21 protein-coding genes, 1 pseudogene and 1 CRISPR repeat array are annotated in these 17,687 nt (G+C 53.7%); of the genes and pseudogenes, 12 read left to right on the forward strand and 10 right to left on the reverse strand.

Annotated elements, in window-relative coordinates:
* Nucleotides 1–32: 32 nt before the first annotated feature.
* Nucleotides 33–569 carry a 6,7-dimethyl-8-ribityllumazine synthase gene (gene ribH / locus RHI63_RS06370; protein ID WP_206201529.1) on the reverse strand — a complete coding sequence of 179 codons (537 nt, stop codon included), beginning with the start codon at nt 567–569 and terminating at the stop codon, nt 33–35.
* Nucleotides 570–616: 47 nt separating this feature from the next.
* Nucleotides 617–1,069 (reverse strand): hypothetical protein, encoded by a 453-nt coding sequence (locus RHI63_RS06375; protein ID WP_302679121.1) that lies wholly within the window; start codon nt 1,067–1,069, stop codon nt 617–619.
* A 134-nt stretch (nt 1,070–1,203) separates the two neighbouring features.
* Between RHI63_RS06375 and RHI63_RS06380 the strand changes: the two genes are divergently transcribed.
* Genes RHI63_RS06380 through RHI63_RS06405 form a run of 6 tightly spaced genes read left to right on the forward strand, consistent with a single transcriptional unit; the run spans nt 1,204 to nt 6,744 of the window.
* Nucleotides 1,204–2,037: a thiazole synthase gene (locus RHI63_RS06380; protein ID WP_206201531.1), complete on the forward strand. Its 834-nt coding sequence runs from the start codon at nt 1,204–1,206 to the stop codon at nt 2,035–2,037.
* Nucleotides 2,034–3,188, forward strand: coding sequence for a glycosyltransferase (locus RHI63_RS06385; RefSeq protein ID WP_310800569.1), 1,155 nt, complete (start codon nt 2,034–2,036; stop codon nt 3,186–3,188). Before RHI63_RS06380 ends, RHI63_RS06385 begins: the two co-directional genes overlap by 4 nt.
* Nucleotides 3,189–3,240: 52 nt before the next feature.
* Complete coding sequence (psb34, locus tag RHI63_RS06390; protein ID WP_206201533.1) at nt 3,241–3,411, forward strand: photosystem II assembly protein Psb34; 171 nt, start codon at nt 3,241–3,243, stop codon at nt 3,409–3,411.
* A 40-nt stretch (nt 3,412–3,451) separates the two neighbouring features.
* Entirely contained in the window at nt 3,452–4,030 is a 579-nt protein-coding gene (gene tsaB, locus RHI63_RS06395; RefSeq protein ID WP_310744241.1) for a tRNA (adenosine(37)-N6)-threonylcarbamoyltransferase complex dimerization subunit type 1 TsaB, read from the forward strand.
* A complete protein-coding gene (locus RHI63_RS06400) occupies nt 4,020–5,474 on the forward strand; it encodes a CIA30 family protein (protein ID WP_310822009.1) in 1,455 nt (484 codons plus the stop codon). The genes tsaB and RHI63_RS06400 overlap by 11 nt, the downstream gene beginning before the upstream one ends.
* Nucleotides 5,475–5,487: 13 nt before the next feature.
* Nucleotides 5,488–6,744, forward strand: coding sequence for a DNA repair exonuclease (locus RHI63_RS06405; protein ID WP_206201536.1), 1,257 nt, complete (start codon nt 5,488–5,490; stop codon nt 6,742–6,744).
* Here the strand turns inward: RHI63_RS06405 and RHI63_RS06410 are convergent.
* From RHI63_RS06410 to RHI63_RS06430, 5 genes and pseudogenes are all read right to left on the reverse strand, one after another.
* A complete protein-coding gene (locus RHI63_RS06410; RefSeq protein WP_310743535.1) occupies nt 6,741–7,484 on the reverse strand; it encodes a DUF928 domain-containing protein in 744 nt (247 codons plus the stop codon). The genes RHI63_RS06405 and RHI63_RS06410 overlap by 4 nt on opposite strands.
* Nucleotides 7,485–7,553: 69 nt before the next feature.
* A complete protein-coding gene (locus tag RHI63_RS06415) occupies nt 7,554–8,465 on the reverse strand; it encodes a serine protease (protein ID WP_310742777.1) in 912 nt (303 codons plus the stop codon).
* 112 nt (nt 8,466–8,577) lie between these two features.
* Nucleotides 8,578–9,080, reverse strand: a pseudogene (locus RHI63_RS06420) (GTP-binding protein).
* 4 nt (nt 9,081–9,084) lie between these two features.
* Nucleotides 9,085–10,008 (reverse strand): GTPase Era, encoded by a 924-nt coding sequence (gene era, locus RHI63_RS06425; RefSeq protein WP_206201538.1) that lies wholly within the window; start codon nt 10,006–10,008, stop codon nt 9,085–9,087.
* Between the two features lie 9 nt (nt 10,009–10,017).
* Nucleotides 10,018–10,512 carry a biopolymer transporter ExbD gene (locus RHI63_RS06430; protein ID WP_206201539.1) on the reverse strand — a complete coding sequence of 165 codons (495 nt, stop codon included), beginning with the start codon at nt 10,510–10,512 and terminating at the stop codon, nt 10,018–10,020.
* Nucleotides 10,513–10,588: 76 nt separating this feature from the next.
* Here RHI63_RS06430 and gmk point away from each other — a divergent pair, with 76 nt between their 5' ends.
* Nucleotides 10,589–11,164 (forward strand): guanylate kinase, encoded by a 576-nt coding sequence (gene gmk, locus RHI63_RS06435; protein ID WP_149817966.1) that lies wholly within the window; start codon nt 10,589–10,591, stop codon nt 11,162–11,164.
* Here the strand turns inward: gmk and RHI63_RS06440 are convergent.
* Nucleotides 11,161–11,883: an ABC transporter ATP-binding protein gene (locus RHI63_RS06440; RefSeq protein WP_206201540.1), complete on the reverse strand. Its 723-nt coding sequence runs from the start codon at nt 11,881–11,883 to the stop codon at nt 11,161–11,163. The genes gmk and RHI63_RS06440 overlap by 4 nt on opposite strands.
* Entirely contained in the window at nt 11,880–12,140 is a 261-nt protein-coding gene (locus RHI63_RS06445) for a hypothetical protein (protein WP_206201541.1), read from the reverse strand. The genes RHI63_RS06440 and RHI63_RS06445 overlap by 4 nt, the downstream gene beginning before the upstream one ends.
* A 114-nt stretch (nt 12,141–12,254) precedes the next feature.
* A CRISPR array of direct repeats spans nt 12,255–13,576; the repeat unit is 36 nt; unit sequence GTGCTGGGATTCTTTCCCAGCCGAATTAATGGAAAC.
* A 167-nt stretch (nt 13,577–13,743) separates the two neighbouring features.
* Here RHI63_RS06445 and RHI63_RS06450 point away from each other — a divergent pair.
* The gene (locus RHI63_RS06450; RefSeq protein ID WP_302679130.1) at nt 13,744–14,757 is read left to right on the forward strand and encodes a zinc-dependent alcohol dehydrogenase family protein; all 1,014 of its coding nucleotides are present in this window, start codon (nt 13,744–13,746) and stop codon (nt 14,755–14,757) included.
* A gap of 14 nt (nt 14,758–14,771) precedes the next feature.
* The gene (locus RHI63_RS06455; RefSeq protein WP_206201543.1) at nt 14,772–15,128 is read left to right on the forward strand and encodes a hypothetical protein; all 357 of its coding nucleotides are present in this window, start codon (nt 14,772–14,774) and stop codon (nt 15,126–15,128) included.
* Between the two features lies 1 nt (nt 15,129).
* Here the strand turns inward: RHI63_RS06455 and RHI63_RS06460 are convergent, their stop codons facing one another.
* Entirely contained in the window at nt 15,130–16,281 is a 1,152-nt protein-coding gene (locus RHI63_RS06460; protein WP_310821363.1) for a trypsin-like peptidase domain-containing protein, read from the reverse strand.
* 74 nt (nt 16,282–16,355) lie between these two features.
* Between RHI63_RS06460 and RHI63_RS06465 the strand changes: the two genes are divergently transcribed.
* The 3 genes from RHI63_RS06465 (at nt 16,356) to RHI63_RS06475 (ending at nt 17,586) form a co-directional block, all read left to right on the forward strand.
* Nucleotides 16,356–16,550 carry a hypothetical protein gene (locus RHI63_RS06465; protein WP_149817974.1) on the forward strand — a complete coding sequence of 65 codons (195 nt, stop codon included), beginning with the start codon at nt 16,356–16,358 and terminating at the stop codon, nt 16,548–16,550.
* A 3-nt stretch (nt 16,551–16,553) separates the two neighbouring features.
* Nucleotides 16,554–17,048, forward strand: a complete 495-nt coding sequence (locus RHI63_RS06470) for a hypothetical protein (protein ID WP_310821364.1) — start codon at nt 16,554–16,556, stop codon at nt 17,046–17,048.
* Nucleotides 17,049–17,310: 262 nt separating this feature from the next.
* Nucleotides 17,311–17,586, forward strand: a complete 276-nt coding sequence (locus RHI63_RS06475) for a transposase (RefSeq protein ID WP_304941097.1) — start codon at nt 17,311–17,313, stop codon at nt 17,584–17,586.
* The last annotated feature ends 101 nt before the right edge of the window (nt 17,587–17,687 follow it).

A 17,687-nucleotide genomic window follows, 5' to 3' on the forward strand; every position in this document is an offset into this window, starting at 1 on the left:
CCTAGGAAGCAATTTCTGCTTCACCATTTGGATTACCCATCAGCGAGAACGGGGGTACTGGGGCTGAGTTTGGCTGTGGGTGGATTGATGCTGCTGGGCAGGGTTTGCATCAGGTTTGCCATTTCGAGGGCATTGAGGGCATATTCCCAACCTTTATTGCTTTTAATGCCAGCGCGCTCAAGGGCCTGTTGCATCGTGTCGGTGGTAAGAATGCCGTAGATAATGGGCACACCCGTTTGCATAGAGGCCGTGGCAATGCCTTTGGTGACTTCAGCAGCCACATAGTCAAAGTGGGGGGTTTGGCCACGGATGACTGCCCCGAGACAAATAATGGCAGCATAGCGACGACTGGCTGCCAGTTGAGCCGCCACAAGGGGAATTTCAAAGCTACCGGGAACCCAGGCGTAGTCCACCTGAGAACCATGGGGATTGGGATCAACACCATGGCGGCGCAGACAATCTTGGCAGCCCTCTAGCAGCTTGGTGGTAACCAAGTCATTGAAGCGGGAAATCACAATCCCAAAGCGAGGCGTTCCCAGAACGTGATAGGTGCCTTCAAAAACAGCCATAGGTGGAGGTGCCAAATCTTACCCAAAAGAGTATAACCTGCAATGGCCTAGGAGGAGCGATCGCCCTGCTCCACGAGGAAGTCTTGGGACTGCCACTGCTGCACAATACTAGTTAACTTGGTAACAAATGGGTCAGACGCTAAATCAGGGTGAAATTCACTAATTTTTGTATTGGTAGGTGTCTCTGAAAGGCCAGAGGGAGTAGGTTCCGGCACACTAATGGGCAATGACTGGCAGATAATGGCTTCAAACTCACTGTTGAAGTGATAAATCGGTTGCTCACGCCGTTGCCATAGCTCTAAAATTTGCTCTACGGAAATGGCTTTATAGCGCCCCAGATAGAGGGCTTCAATGAGGGCAAGACGAATCCAGCGGGGAGGAAAATGGCGCAACCAGCGATCTAGGATGACCTCAACTGAGGAGCCATCCAAATCAAACCCATATTGACGTAGCAGGCGATCGGCAGCCTGAATGGCGGCATTGTTGCCAATATGTGCCATGCACCAACTGTTGCACTCCCAAGGTTATGGTGCCTCTATGATGCCACAAGTTTTCCAAGGTCGCAGCAGTGAAGAGCGTAACCCTGATATGGTAGAAAGGCAAACTCTAGTGCTGTTCACTTCACAAGTGCATCATGGTGACTGCGCCTCCTCCTGAGCTGCTAATTGAAGATGCCCCGCTAACAATCGCTGGGCGGCAGTTTCGTTCACGCCTGATGACCGGTACGGGCAAGTATCGTTCCATTGCGGATCTCCAGGCCAGTGTTGCCGCGAGTGGCTGCGAAATTGTTACAGTAGCCGTACGTCGCGTTCAAACCAATGCCCCCGGTCACGAAGGACTTGTGGATGCCCTTGACTGGCGTAAAATCTGGCTGCTGCCCAACACCGCTGGCTGTCAAACCGCTGAAGAGGCGATTCGCGTTGCCCGTTTAGGCCGCGAAATGGCCAAGCTCTTGGGTCAAGAGGACAACAACTTTGTCAAGCTAGAGGTGATTCCCGACCCGAAATACTTGCTGCCCGATCCCTTTGGCACGCTTGCTGCCGCAGAACAACTGGTCAAAGAAGGATTTGCGGTTCTTCCCTACATCAATGCAGATCCCCTGCTGGCCAAACGCCTTGAGGAAGTGGGCTGTGTTACTGTGATGCCGTTGGCCTCCCCCATTGGGTCGGGGCAAGGTCTGCGTAATGCCGCCAATATTCAAATCATTATTGATCAAGCCAGTGTTCCCGTTGTGGTTGATGCGGGCATTGGCACGCCCAGTGAGGCGGCCGCCGCGATGGAGTTAGGGGCAGATGCACTCTTGATTAATACCGCGATCGCCCAAGCGGGCAATGCGCCGGCAATGGCCAAAGCCATGGCACTGGCAACCACGGCGGGTCGTCTTGCCTACTTAGCGGGTCGGATTCCCGTCAAAGCCTATGCCAGTGCCAGTTCCCCCTTGACGGGGACGATTGCGACAGCACCATGATGGTTGCCCTCATTCTCCTGAGCCTGCTGAGCCTCACGGGAAGCCTGTTCTACATTGTTGCCGCTGCCCTCACCTATCAATTTTTCACCCCCCAGCGGACGACTCGCCTAGAGTCCTTGCCGGCGGTCTCGATCTTGGTTCCTGTCTGCGGCTTAGAAGCAAGGGCTTGGCAAAACTGGTCTTCACTGTGCGAGCAAGATTACCCCCTCTACGAAGTCCTCTTTGGGGTTCAAGACCCCAGTGATCCAGCCATACCGGTGTTAAAGGCCATTTGCCAGACCTATCCCCACCGGGCTCGCTGGTATCTTTGTCAGCGGATTTGCGGGCTGAACCGTAAGGCCAGCAATGTCGCCCAATTGTTTACCCATGCGCGCTATGGGGTAATTGTTGAAACCGATAGTGATGTGCGCGTTAGACCCCATTACTTAGCCACTTTGGTGCAACCCTTGGCGGATCCCCAAGTGGGGGTCGTTACCTGTGGTTACATTGATCACCATCCGCGCCGCTTAGGAGCTGCGTTTCTGGCCATGGGGCGATGCCTTGACTTTATCCCCAGTGTGCTTGTTGCCCGCTTCCTTGATCGGGGGCTGCGCTTTGCCATTGGGCCAACCGTGCTGCTGCGGCGGGAAGTCCTAGAAAAAATTGGTGGTTTTGAGATTGCACTCAATCGCATTGGTGAGGACTACCAACTGGGGTATGCAGCGTGGCGTGCTGGGTATCGCGTGGAGTTATCGTCCTATATTCTTGACAATGACTGCGCTGATGAGTCCTTTTTGAAGGCGGTGCAACGGGAACTGCGCTGGTGTCGCAGCATTCGTGCCAATCGCGGCAATCAGTATTTTGGCATGGTGTTTATGTTTGGCACCGTCTATAGTGCCCTGCTGTGGGGACTATTTCCAACCCCATGGACTCTCAGCGTCTTTCTGGGGGTTCAGGGCCTTCGCTGGTTGCAGGCGATCATGAGCATGGTCTTGATGGGTACCCCTCGGCTACTGTTGTGGCTCTGGCTATTGCCCCTGCGGGATGTGATGAGCTTCCTGATTTGGCTGGGGGGCTGTTTTGGCAATCGCATCTACTGGCGCGGTCGCTGGTTGCGGGTCTATCGCCACGGTCAATTGCAAGAAATTGTTAAGGATTCTCAAGACTCGTAAAGTTCGCTTGTTAGAATAGCTGCACTGTAACGCTGAATTGAGGTTTGTTTCGATGCGCTATACCACCGATGAGGGCGGTCGCCTCAACAACTTTGCCATTGAGCCTAAGGTCTATCAAGCACAGCCTTGGACACCGCAGCAAAAAGTACGGGCAGCCCTGTTGGTTGCGGGCGGATTGCTCTTAGTGGCTGGCTTGGTGGCGATCGCCGTCGGAGTGAGCTAAGCTGCTTTGTCTTGGTTTTGATACCAGCGATGCCACCCTAGTGGCAGGCCTCTATGACTTGGGGGCAGATCAACTGCTGGAGATGAAAACATGGCCCTTGGGTCGAGAACTGGCCAGCCAACTTCACCCTTGCCTTGGGGAACTGATGGGTCGCTACACTTGGGGTGAACTAGGGGCGATCGCTATTGGCTGTGGCCCGGGCAGCTTTACGGGAACGCGCTTGGGGGTCGTGACTGCCCGCATCCTAGCCCAGCAACTGGAAGTTCCCCTTTTGGGTCTGTCTAGCCTTGGCACAATGGCGTGGCACTATCGTGATGAACTCATAGAACGGGATGGGGTGGTGTCGCGTCGTGCCCAACAGGGGCATCAATACCTTGGCATTTACCGTTATCAGGGGGGGAGTCTCAACTCTCTTTGGGGCGATCGCCTGCTGGCAGACCACGAAGCAGAAACGCTTTTAGCCACTTGGCCTCACCCCTACAAACACCTGAGTCCCCCTAACCCCACCGACTATGGCCGCGCTTTGCTCACATGGGCAGCCCAACAGTGGCACGATACACTAAGGGCAGGGGAGAAACTTCCCCATTGGTCAAGCGTGGTGCCCCTCTATGGCAAATAACTGGGAACTTGGTCGCTTTCTCGATACACTGCGCTTTTTTCAAGCCCTTCCCTTTGTGGGAACCCTAGAACCTCTGCGCCCTGTGCTGTCACCCCTTTTACCGGATCTCTTTAAGCCGCCCGCCTATCGGGGCAGTGGTCTTGTTGTGGTGATGGGGGCAACGGGTCGAACCGGTCAAGCGGTGGTGAAAACCCTCTTGAGTCAAGGCTATGCGGTGCGGGCAGGGGTGCGCGATCGCGCCAAGGCGGAGAGTGTACTTCCCTCAGACCCTTTTTTAGACATTGTTGTTGCCGACGTGACTCAACCCTTGCCTGCCGATCTCTTGCAGGGCAGTCGGGCGGTGATCAACTGTGTTGGGGCAAAGGTACAGCCCAATCCCAACGCGTCACCCCCCGGCCTTGAAATTGTCGGTGCGAGTCCAGAGGCGGTTGAATTTGAGGGCATGCGGCATTTGTTGGAACGTGCCCAACCCTATTTTCAAAGTCAACCCAACACCTATCCCCTCTTTGACTATCGCTATCCCACGCCCCCCCTGAAGGAAGTTTGGGGTGCCCTCGATGATGTGGTCATGGGCGGCGTCAGTGCCAGCCAGTTTTACCTCAAGGATCACAGTGCCCTCTTCACGGGGCTGGTTTCTACGGAAAATTCTGGGGGGTTTGTCTCGATTCGCACCCGCAACCTCACCCCAGCCCTCAATCTCCAAGGCTACACGGGCATTCAACTCCGGGTTCGCGGCGATGGGCAGCGCTATAAATTTTTCCTACGCAGTGACCCCGCTTGGGATGGCGTCGGCTATGCCATGTCCTTTGATACGGTGGCCGATCAGTGGATCACGGTTGAATTGCCCTTTAGCCACTTTATTCCGGTGTTTCGGGCCCGCACCGCCACCAATGCGCCGCCTCTGAATGTGGGGCAAATTTACTCGCTGCAACTGATGCTCAGCAAATTTGAGTATGACGGTGCCCTCAACCCCCACTTCCGCCCCGGCACCCTCAGCCTTGAGATTGAGTCGATTCAAGCCTATGGGGGGTTGCCCTTGCCCCGCATGATTCAGGTGAGTTCTGCGGGGGTGACCCGTCCGCAACAAGCGGATCTTGACCTGAAGGGGCAGCCCCTAGCGGTTCAATACAACGACCAATTGGGGGGCATCCTCACCTGGAAACTGGCGGCAGAAAATATGCTGCGCCAAAGTGGCCTCCCCTACACCATTGTCCGTCCCTGTGGTTTGACGGATCAGCCCGGTGGCAAAGAGCTGCGCCTTGATCAGGGCGATCGCCTGACGGGTTCTCTGAGTCGCGAAGATTTAGCGGCGTTTCTGGTCAGCTTACTGAATTTGCCCGTGGCCTGCTATCGCACCGTAGAAGTGGTGGCCACAGATCAAACCGCCGAGGCCTATCCCAATTGGGCAGCACGCCTTGCCCAAATCCCTAGCGATCGCCCCTAGGAGACAGTGCGAAATGGTACGTTTTCTCCATGTTGCCGATGTTCACCTTGGCTTTAATAAGTACCGTCAAGAGAATCCCAATCGCACGTTTGATTTTTTCACCGCCTTTGACAGTGCCCTGCAAACCTACGCCATCGAGGCACAGGTGGATTTTGTCCTGATTGCCGGTGATCTGTTTGAGGAGCGGCTGATTACCCCCGGCATTCTCAATCAAGCGGAATACGTCCTCGACAAGGTGCGATCGGCGGGGATTCCCGTGCTGGCGATCGAGGGTAACCACGATAACTGCCCCTACGGTGTCAAGTCCAATTGGCTCCGCTACCTCTGTGAAAAAGACTATCTCTATCTCCTAGAACCTGACGAAAGTGGCCAATTACAGCCGTGGGACGCCGAGGCAGCGCGGGGTGGCTATATGGATCTCCCCTGTGGCGTGCGCGTCATTGGTTCCCAGTGGTATGGTGCCAGTGCCCCCCGTGCCATCCAACAGCTGGCCAGTCAAATTCAGGCACTACCGCCCGCTGCTGGTGCGACGATTTTGCTCTTTCACCACGGCCTTGAGGGGCAAGTCTCCCGCTACCAAGGGGCATTGCGCTACAACGATCTTTTGCCGTTGCGCCGAGCCGGTGTTGATTACTTGGCCTTGGGGCATATTCATCGCCACTACGCCGTTGAGGATTGGATCTTTAATCCTGGCTCCGTTGAGGCCAATTCGATTCAGGAAAATCAGCAGCAAAATCCGCGGGGGGTTCTCTTGGTTACCCTCGATCAGGGGCCACCCCAAGCGGAACTGAAGCGCGACTATTGGCAGCGTCCCATCCATCGCTACACCCTCACCCTCACCCCCAGTGACACCGTGAGCCATGTGGAGAGCCAACTCCAGCAGTTGGTGCAGCGGCATCGCTCAGACATGGCAGAGGCGATTGTTGAAGTCACCCTAAAAGGCGAAGTGGGGTTTGAGCGCGGCGATTTGTCTGTGCGATCGCTCCAAGGGGAATTGCAGGAGGCAGCCAATGCGTTCATTTTTCGATTGGGGTTTGCCGCAACCCCTGTGGCCTATCAAACCTACCGTGATGCGACGGCTGAACCACCCCCCCGCGCCCAGATTGAAGAACAGGTATTTACGGATCTGCTGGCCAGTGTTGCTGAGTATCGCGATCGCGCCGAACCCTTGGCCAAGGTGCTGATGCACATCAAAGAAGATCTGCTGCAACCCAACGCCAATATTCCTGACCTTTACCAGTGGCTGGCAGACCTTTCCCTAGAGAGTTAGGGCTGGGGTGGTAAGGGGATGAGGGGTTGATTCGCCACATTGGCCAACTGGACAGCGGCAGACTGCAACAGGGCTTGCCATTTTTGCTGAAGTTGGGCATTCCCCGGCTGCGCTAGGCGTTGTTTGGCCAGTTGATTGAGGGTGTCGTACCAGTAGCCCGCCATGGCAAAGGCATCCGCCACATCTTTAGCTTGCACGATTCGCTGCTGTTGGCTTGGCGATAAGGGCATCGGTCGAAACCAACTGACGGTTTTGACGGCTGTGGTGCCATTGGTACAGGTGAGGGTGAGTTGCCACTGGTAATCCACACCATTTTTGAGGGCAACATTCTCCACAGGCCAGCCAATAATACCCGCTTCTGTGGGGGCAAGACGCTCTTGGCGATAGACTTCTGTGCCTTGGGGATCCCGCAGCGTCAGGGTTAGGGTTGCCCCCTTGTTGGCGGGAATGAAGCTATAGAGGGTAGGGGTGGGGGTGCTGCTAAGGCCATTGTTATCCTTGGGCACGAGGGCAACCACAGTTTGTTTTGGCTCAGTTAGACAGCTTTCGATGCCACCAGTACTTTCCCGCAGTAGCATGGGACGGGCAATCCGCGTTGCAGCTCCCTCACGGTTACCGGGGCGGCCAATATTAGCGGGTGGACGATAACTTGCCCAAGAGGCATGGGCGATCGCCCCAATCATGACCACTGCCAAACTTAGGGGAACGGCAAGGGGGCGGATCCCAAATTGAATAGCCATATCACTCAATCCTCGCAATTGAACAGGCAATGAACCGGGACTCAGTTCAACAGGTCATTGGAATTCTTTCTAAAAACCAAAAAAGATGTTGCGAATGACGCTGACACCCGTATTGACGGTATTCAAAATTGAATTGATGTTCTCAATGCGATCGCGACTATCGGGTTGACTCGGTGCGGTCACAACCACAGGCGCAGTGCCACTGGCGATCGCCTGATTATCTACTTGCAGAGAGAGAAATACACCCGCCGCTGGCGCACCCGTCAGAAAGGTGTTAATCGGAATCGCGTAATTAAACCCCGGCTTAATCAAGCTGGCAATGCTCGCTGCCGCCTCTGGACTCAAGCCTTGGCGCTCAAGGGAGCGGGGGTCTTCTGTATCACCGAGACCATGAACCCCGACCACACGCCCTGCACTATCCAAAACAGGGCCACCACTCATGCCGCGACGGGTAACATTGGTGTAGATCATTTTATAGCCATCGATGGGTTCAATCAAAAAGCCGGAGATACGGCCATCGGTAAACTGCCGCACTAACTGACCACTGCCCCCCGGCTGCGGCCACCCCGAGATAAAGACCTGCGACCCTTCCTTGGCAAAGTCAGAGTTTGTCAGCGTAGCCACCTGATAGTCTTTTTTCTCGCTTGTGAATTCCACAATAGCTAAATCTGTATTCGGCAAAAATTTAATCTTATTGAAATCAACGGCGTAGGCCTGCTGATCAATGGGAATCACGCGGTAATTATCCTGACGATTGACAACGTGCTTTGCCGTAAGCACATAGTAGGTCGAACCGGAGCGGGAAATAATGGCACCAGAACCGTGGGCATCTTTCCCCACAATCAAGACTGTGATGTTGCGGGCAATCTCGTTAATTTGCTCACCACTCAGGGGTTGGACTTGACCCACTGCGGGTAAAGCCATTGCCACTAACCCCGTTGCTCCGAGCGTCGCACCCCTCACCCATGCGTAGCTCATCATACTTCCTACCTGACGACACCGATAGGACGATTCTAAGGGGCAAATTGTTGCCTTGCCAGTGATGGTGATCAGTGATTTTTTGTGCGTTGGGTCAACTTCCGTACCATTCTGTTTAGGCTGCTAAATGGGATGCGAGAAAGGCAATCACCTGATCTAGCCCAAGGCCAGTTTTCAAGTTCGTCATCACATAGGGGCGATCGCCCCGCATTTTCAGGGTGTCCCGTTTCATTACCTCTAAATCAGCCCCTACATAGCGGGCAAGATCAATTTTATTAATCACCAATAAATCCGACTTGGTAATCCCCGACCCGCCTTTACGGGGAATTTTATCGCCAGCAGCCACATCAATCGCGTAAATCGTTAAATCCACCAGCTCTGGGCTAAAGGTCGTAGCCAAGCGGTGTGGGGACATCCCCCCGTTTCAACACTGAGAATTCGCTCGGGGGGAAGGGCTTGGGAACGCACCAAAAACTGGGCATCCTCTTGGGTGTAAATATCATTAGTCACAACCGCTAGGCGATCGCGATCGCCCAAAGCTTTACAAAGGGCATCCACAAGGGTGGTTTTACCTGACCCCACAGGCCCTGCCACACCCACTCGCAATGCTGTCTCCATCGGCTTAATCCTTCTCAATGCGATAGCCCAGCTCCGCCAAGCGCAACCGATCCTGTCGCCAGCGGGGGCGTACCTTGACAAACAGTTCTAAGTAAATCTTGCCACCAATGAGAGTTTGAATTTCTTGGCGGGCAGCGGTGCCCATTTGTTTGAGCAACTGACCCCCTTGGCCGATAATAATCGCCTTTTGGGTTGGACGCTCCACATAAATCACGGCGTGGACACGAGTCAGGTTGCGATCTTGCTGCACCTGTTCAATCGTCACGGCCACCGAATGGGGGACTTCCTCGCGGGTGTGATGCAAAATTTGCTCACGGATCAATTCCGCCATGATGAAGCGCTCCGGCTGATCGGTGACCATCTCTGGCGGATAGTAATAGGGGCCAAGGGGCAACTGCGCTTCAATCGCCGATTGCAATACACCAACTCCCTCTCCCGTGAGCGCCGAGCAGGGATAGGCTGGCCAAGGGCCAAGGGTTTGATAGTCCTGTTGCCGCTGTGGACGCTCCCCTGCCGGCAAGAGGTCAATTTTATTGATGGCCAAAAGCACAGGGGATTTTACTTTAGCCAGTAATTCTGCTACGTAGCGATCGCCCCCACCGGGGGCACTTGCCGCATCCACCACAAAGACAATGGCATCCACCCGATTGAGAACGCCCTTGGCATTATGCACCAGCACTTCCCCAAGGCGATGGTGAGGCTTATGGATGCCGGGGGTATCCACAAAGATCAATTGCGCCGTTGCCGTTGTCAGGATGCCCCGCAAGCGATTGCGGGTGGTTTGCGCTACGGGAGAGGTAATGGCCACCTTTTGCCCCAGCAGATGGTTAAAGAGGGTGGACTTGCCTACATTGGGGCGACCCACTAAGGCGACAAAGCCAGAGCGAAAGCCGTCTGGGGCAACAGGAATACTGGAAATGGGTTCCACCGTAACTGCCTATGGATTCGAAGGCGTGGGTTGATCGTTGGCTGGTGGCGAGGGGAGAGGGTTAGGGCGGGTCTGTGTACTCAGCACCGGTTGTTCGACGGGTTGCGTGGCCAAGGCCACACGATTGCCCCCGAGCGATCGCAGGAGATCCAAGACTTGGATGACTTCGTTGTAGCTCACCACCTGTGATGCCCGCAAAATCACCATTCCTTGGGGATTCGTTTTCAAGTAGGTGGCCAAGCGTTCATAGAGTTCACTGCGGTTGACGGGGTCTTTATCCACAAAAAGTTGCCCCGCCGGATCAATGCTCACCACCAGCATCTTTTGCGACTGCGCTTGACTGGTGCTGGCTTGGGGCAAATTCAAGGTAATCGCCTGCTGCCGCGTCAGACTCACCGCCGCCAAAATAAAGAACGTGAGGATACAAAAGACCACATCAATCAGCGGCAGCATTTCAATGCGAGCATTTTCACTCTCACTGGGCAAATGAATCTTCACGGCCATTCCTCAACCACGCTGCCTTAATGATAAAACTCTGAGCAAACAGAGTAGGATCAAAAAGTTTCCCACCCGTGCAGTTATGACCAGTGCAACCCCCCAGCCCGGACAACTCATTGTGATTACTGGCCCTAGTGGGGTCGGCAAAGGGACGCTTCTACGGCAACTGCGACAGCGACATCCCGAACTGGCACTTTCGGTTTCGGCAACGACCCGTCCGCCACGCCCCACGGAGGTTGAAGGGGTGGATTACTATTTTGTCTCTGTAGAAGAATTTAAGGGAATGATTGCTGCTGGGCAACTCTTGGAATGGGCAGAGTTTGCCGGCCACTACTACGGCACCCCACGCGATCCGTTGCTGCAACTCATTGCCCAAGGAAAAACCGTCATCCTTGAAATTGAACTGCAAGGGGCACGCCAAGTTCGCCAATCCTATCCTCAAGCGCGTCACATTTTTATTCTGCCGCCATCTTTAGCAGAACTTGAACATCGTCTGCGTAGCCGTGGCCAAGATAGTGAGGAGGCCATTGCCCGCCGTTTAGCTCAAGCGGAAACCGAAATTGCTGCGGCCCCAGAATTTGATGTTCAAATTGTCAATGATGATTTGGAAAAAAGCCTGATTGCTCTCGAAACAGCAATTTTTAGCCCTGTGCCCTAAGGCTCTGCCCGCACAATTCCGAGGTAGAGTTCCCCCACTTTAGGGTCATTGAGTAGTTCGCTGCCCAATCCCTCATAGCGATCTTTGCCCATTTCTAAGACATACCCGCGATCGCTCATGGCAAGGGCTTTGCGGGCATTTTGCTCCACCAGAATAATAGCGGTGCCTTGGGCATTAATTTCCTTGATTTTGGCAAAGACATCATTGACAAGAGCTGGGGAGAGAGCCGCGGAGGGTTCATCCAAGACCATAATTTGCGGGTCTAGCATCATGGCGCGTCCCATGGCCAGCATTTGCCGTTCTCCCCCGGAAAGTGTGCCTGCCCGTTGCTGTCGGCGCTCAGCCAAGCGGGGAAAGGTGTCATAGACCCGCTCTTTGAGGGCCTTGAGGTTGCCGCTTTTCGTAAAGGCACCCATCTCCAGATTTTCTTCAACCGTCAGGGTACGAAAGACATTGGCAATTTGCGGCACGTAGCCAATTCCCTTTTTGACAATTTGGTTGGGACGCAAGTAGGTAATATCTTCGCCAGCGAGGGTAATTGTGCCGAGGCGGGGCGTCAGTAACCCAGCGATCGTTTTTGCCAAGGTTGATTTTCCCGCTCCATTGGGGCCAATGACCGCCACTAGCTCGCCGGCTTCGAGACGAAAATTAACGCCCCGTAGAATATCCACATCGGGAATATAGCCAGCATAGACATCAGCAACGTGGAGCAAGCTCATGGTGCAAAGGACATCGCCAGAGGTTCAACATCCTCAGTATAGAGGTTTCGCGCTGTGTCCCTAATTTTGCTCCTGAAGGCAAAAGATTGCTGTTGTGAATTGAGATCCTTGAGGACTTGATCAAGCACCTCTGGACAAAAATATCCTCTCAGCTCGGCAATTTTCTCAAACCCAGTCTCCACAACGCTTTGAGCAATTTCTAACAGATTTGGAGGTGCTTGAATTTTCCCGAAATTCAGTTCCAGAGTGACTTTCACGTCCTGTGACCCTACGGATCTAAAAATTTTACAAAAACAAAAAAATGATCTCGTCTAGGTGCTTGAAAATGACCTGTGCTATAGTAGTCGTAGAGCACCTTCTAGGAGGGTGCCGTGCTGGGATTCTTTCCCAGCCGAATTAATGGAAACAGTTGTACCTGTTATGTTGTGGAATCTTCTGTCAAAGTGCTGGGATTCTTTCCCAGCCGAATTAATGGAAACCGCAGGTTGCACGGATTCCGCAGGTTGCACGGTTTGTGCTGGGATTCTTTCCCAGCCGAATTAATGGAAACAACCAACGGCTAGATGCTTTTATGGAAAAAGATGGTGCTGGGATTCTTTCCCAGCCGAATTAATGGAAACCCTGATTGAGTAGAAAGCGCCAGTCGATAGCCGCGTGCTGGGATTCTTTCCCAGCCGAATTAATGGAAACATAAGCTTCAAGCCACCCTCAAACTCTCGTTCTAATGTAGTGCTGGGATTCTTTCCCAGCCGAATTAATGGAAACATTGTGCTGCTAATGAAGATTTCGATGTTGTGCCCTGTGCTGGGATTCTTTCCCAGCCGAATTAATGGAAACAAGTCTTTGGCGGAAAAAAGCGTATCTCTGTAGAAAATGTGCTGGGATTCTTTCCCAGCCGAATTAATGGAAACAGTATTCTGTAGAAAGTTTTAGTGGACTGTTAAAGTGCTGGGATTCTTTCCCAGCCGAATTAATGGAAACGCCTTAGCAGCGCCACCATCCCTCGCTGGCTAAGTGCTGGGATTCTTTCCCAGCCGAATTAATGGAAACATTACCAGCGGCGATAATCTGGGTTTTTGAATGAAGGTGCTGGGATTCTTTCCCAGCCGAATTAATGGAAACTTTAGATGGTAACTATTTTGTTTTAGATGCAGAAAGGTGCTGGGATTCTTTCCCAGCCGAATTAATGGAAACCTTTTTTGGATGATAAACCTGTTAAGTTATTGCATGTGCTGGGATTCTTTCCCAGCCGAATTAATGGAAACTCTTTGGTGAAAATTTCAAAAGCAAGGGGTTCAAGTGCTGGGATTCTTTCCCAGCCGAATTAATGGAAACACCAGCGGCTACGATTTTTGTGTTTGAATGAAGTTTGTGCTGGGATTCTTTCCCAGCCGAATTAATGGAAACTCTCTTTTCCTGTTCCTTCTTTTTCTGGTTTTTTTGGTGCTGGGATTCTTTCCCAGCCGAATTAATGGAAACATGGACGTTAGGCTCTTTCCCGTTCTTCACGTCATCGTGCTGGGATTCTTTCCCAGCCGAATTAATGGAAACTAGGCCTCGTCAAAAATGACACTGTCAAAGTAGGCCGTGCTGGGATTCTTTCCCAGCCGAATTAATGGAAACATTCTGCGGCAGTAGCTTTGGATTCTGCATTAGCGTGCTGGGATTCTTTCCCAGCCGAATTAATGGAAACACTTCCTCCTAAAAGGGGGCTTCAGGGGGGGAGATCAGTGCCTGAACCTGAGGTGGCAAGCAAGGTCGCGGAACCAGTAACAAGCATCCCTGACCTTTAGGGCGGGCAGTGTGTCAAAATTGGTGTTAAGTCGTGCACCCAGCGGAGTCAACGGAAACGCAGCAACAATGAAAGCCGTTGCCATCACAGAATTTGGTGACCCCGATGTTTTAGCGCTGCGGGAGATGCCTGAGCCGCAGATTCAAGCTGCCAATGAGGTGAAAATTCAACTGCGGGCGGCCAGTGTGAACCCCATTGATACAAAGCTGCGACAGCGGGGAACATTTTTTCCCGATCGCCGGCCCGCCATTCTCGGCTGTGATGGCGCAGGGGTGGTCGTGGCTGTGGGTGCAGCGGTGCAGCGGTTTCGCGTAGGGGATGAAGTTTATTTTTGCTATGGGGGCTTGGGCGATCGCGGCGGCTGCTATGCCGAATACACCGTTGTTCCTGAAGTTGCCGTTGCCCACAAGCCCAAAACCCTTTCCTTTATTCAGGCCGCTGCCTTGCCCCTAGCAGTGATTACGGCCTGGGAAGCCTTGGGCGATCGCGGGGCAGTCCCGCCTTTGAATGTCCTCTCCACCGCAAAAACCGTTCTCATCCATGCCGGGGCGGGCGGGGTGGGGCATCTCGCCATTCAACTGGCGCGGCGATCGGGGGCAACAGTTGCCACAACGATTAGTTCCGCAGCCAAAGCCCGTTTTGCTGAACGTCTCGGAGCCACCCTTGCCATTAACTACACCACCAGTGATTGGGTACAGGCAGTCTTGGACTGGACAGAGGGCAAAGGAGTTGATTTTGCCCTTGATACCGTTGGTGGTACCACCTTTAGCGACACCTTCAAAGCGGTGCGTCCCTATGGCACCCTCGCCACCCTCTTGGAACCCGCCGCCGATACGCCGTGGAAAATTGCCCGCCAACGCAACCTCTTGATCCAACTCACACTGATGCTGACGCCGCAACTCATGGGGTTGAGTGATGCCCTTGCCCATCAGGGCAAAATCCTTGAGCAGGTGGCCACCCTCGTGGATCGCGGCGAACTAGAGGTTGTTGTCGATAAAACCTTTCCCCTCGGTGCAGCGGCGGATGCCCATCGCTATCTCAGCCAACGCTTGGTGCAGGGTAAGGTGGTACTCGTCCCATAATTGGGGATTTTCTGATGGTTGCTCAGATTCTTGCCGCCCTTCTCATCGGGCTGGAACAGGCTCAAGGGGTGCCGACATGGCTCAGCCAAACGCCCCGCAGTGATGTTTATCGGGTTTGCCGCATTTTTAACGGACGCCTTAGCTATTGTGGCCGTTGGTTCACAGGGGAAACGGTGCTGTTGCAGAACAACTTCTATCGCACCTGCCGCATCTTTAATGGACGCCTCAGTTATTGTGGCTGTTGGTTCACAGGGGAAACGGTGCTGTTGCAGAACAACTTCTATCGCACCTGCCGCATCTTTAATGGGCGCCTCAGTGACTGCGGTCGGTGGTTCACGGGGGAAGCAGTACTGTCGGAGCCTCGACGCTAACTTATTCTGGCTGCGAAGAGGGATACAATTCTGGTGGCATTGGCTCCGGTTGCAGGCTCACGGTTTGCCGGCGATCGCCCCGTTGAATCTCTAAGGTAATGGTCTGCCCTAGCTTTGTTTGCTCAACCACGCTTTGCACCTGTTGCGGGGTGGGTTGATTGAGATCGTTAATTTTGGCAATCCAATCTCCCACTTGCAGACCCGCTTTAGCCGCCGGCGAATTGGGGGCAATACCAACGATTAGCGTCCCTTGGGTTTGATTCAGTGTCCAGTTGGGCTGATCTTGACGGATTTGGGCAGCCACTTCTGGCGTCAATTGCACCATGCGAATCCCCAGATAGAGGTGCTGGGCGCGCCCCGTAGTAATAATCTGTTCAGCAATGCGATAGGCCGTATTGATGGGAATGGCAAAACCCAGGCCCTGCGCTTGGGAAATCACGGCGGTATTGACGCCCACCACTTGACCAGCAGCATTCAGAAGAGGGCCCCCGGAATTGCCCGGATTAATCGCCGCATCCGTTTGAATGAAGTTCACCCGCTTATCGGCAGCGCCAATTTCATTACTGGCACGCCCCGTTGCACTAATAATGCCGGCGGTTACGGTGTTACTTAGCCCCAAGGGGTTACCGATGGCGATCGCCCACTCGCCCGGGACAAGGGTATCCGAATTCCCCAGCTGTACGGTGGGTAAATTTTCGGCATCAATTTGAATAACAGCCACATCCGTCAGGGAATCTGCACCCACCACCTTGCCATCATACTGGCGACCATCGGGGAGCGTGACTCGCACGGCACTGGCGCCTTCCACCACATGGGCATTGGTCATAATCTTGCCATCGGGGGTAAATATAAACCCAGAGCCTTGACCTTGGCGCAGCGGCACATCTGGTATTGGAAAAGGATTGAGAAAACTATCCTCTTGACTGCGGGGCAGTCGTAGGGTGTCAATGCTCACCACCGCTGGCCCTGCCTCAGCAACCACCTTGGCAATGAAATTCTCCCCCGCATTGGGTCGCTCCGTGGGGGCAAGGGGAGGCAAAGATGCCCCCGTATTAGGGGTGGGGGAGTTGCGATCGGGCAAACGCAATGGACAGCCCGTCAGTGCCACAAGGGCGATCGCCATCCCAACGAGACTCAAGCGCGTGCGAACCATACTCAACTCAACTCGGCAGCAGATCCACTCTAGCCTTATCCTGAAAATAGTGAGTTTGTCGAACCTCTGCTGGCATGCTGACTGTGATTAGCTACCTCGAACAGCCCATGACCTTTGATAGTTTCTTTGGACCTGTGACCCTGCAGCCCGGTCGCAATGAAAATGTCGATGAGCGGCGCTGGCGCAACTGCAAAACCCACAATGCTGACCTGCAAGCGCTGCTCAAAAAGGGGCTTATTGTGGTCGAAGACGTGGGGGTCAGCTCATAGGCCATGACGGATGCAGTCACTGCCCTCTTTCAGCAAGGGCAACAGGCCTTCGAGCGGGGAAACTACCAACAATCGATTGCTCTTTTGGGACAGGCGGCGGCGCTGGCGGAGGGAAATGCGGTGCGATCGGGGGAAATTAGCCTCTGGTTAGTCACGGCCTATAGTGCTGCTGGCGATCAAGGGGCTGCCGTCAGCCTCTGCCGTCAACTCCAACGACACCCAGATCATCACACGCGGCAGGAAAGTCGTCGCTTGCTGGCGATTTTGGAGGCTCCCCAACTCAAACGCCGTCCGGAATGGTACAGCGAAATTCCCGACCTATCCCATGTGGGCGATCGCGCCTACACGTCCCCCTACAGCCGTTCCCCGAAAAAGCCATCGGCTGCCACCCCAAAACCCCAAGAACCACCCTCTCCTGCTACGCCTTTACCGAATGCCTTCATCTGGCTTGCCCTCACGGGCTTGGGCGTGGTCACACTCTTGGCAGCTTGGATATAGTAAACTTCCCACCGACTAAAGTCGGGGGCTTTCAGTATCGGAATCTAGGAACACATGGGTAGAGAGCCACGGCAAGGAAACGCTGGTGTCTATCGATGAGAGGGGGTTTGACTCTCGAGTGGAGTGTGAGTATGGGTGGTCAGCGCAAGGCGAACGAATTGATGGAGAGCGAGCGGGGAAGCGTCAGAAAAGAGAGAGTTGAGTCGCAGGACGGTATAGACACCAGAAAGACTTCATCGCCCCAATCCTGTTTTCAGGATATTTGAATGCGGTAGGGTTTGTGAGCTGGCTGAGTCAGTACTGTTTGCCGGCATTAAAGAGACCTTCGTTGTTGATGATGGATAATGCACCAATTCATCCAAAAGGGGCGATTCAGGCAGTGGTGAAAGCGGCGGGTCACGAGGTGTTATTTTTACCGAAATACTCTCCTGATTTGAATGTGATTAAGCACGACTTCAGTGCGTTGAAGCGATCGCGGATGTATGCAGGGTCAAACAGTTCGATTGATGAGGTGATTGGCAATTGTTGTGCTGGATAATGTCTTATTCTTTATTGGAATAACTATATTTGCCCACTTGTGCATCAGTGGAACCAACAACGTGTCTTTTCATCCGCCTAAAGTCACTAAAGAGGGGTATC

The sequence above is a fragment of the Thermosynechococcus sp. GLH187 genome, assembly GCF_031583395.1.
Lineage (GTDB): Bacteria > Cyanobacteriota > Cyanobacteriia > Thermosynechococcales > Thermosynechococcaceae > Thermosynechococcus.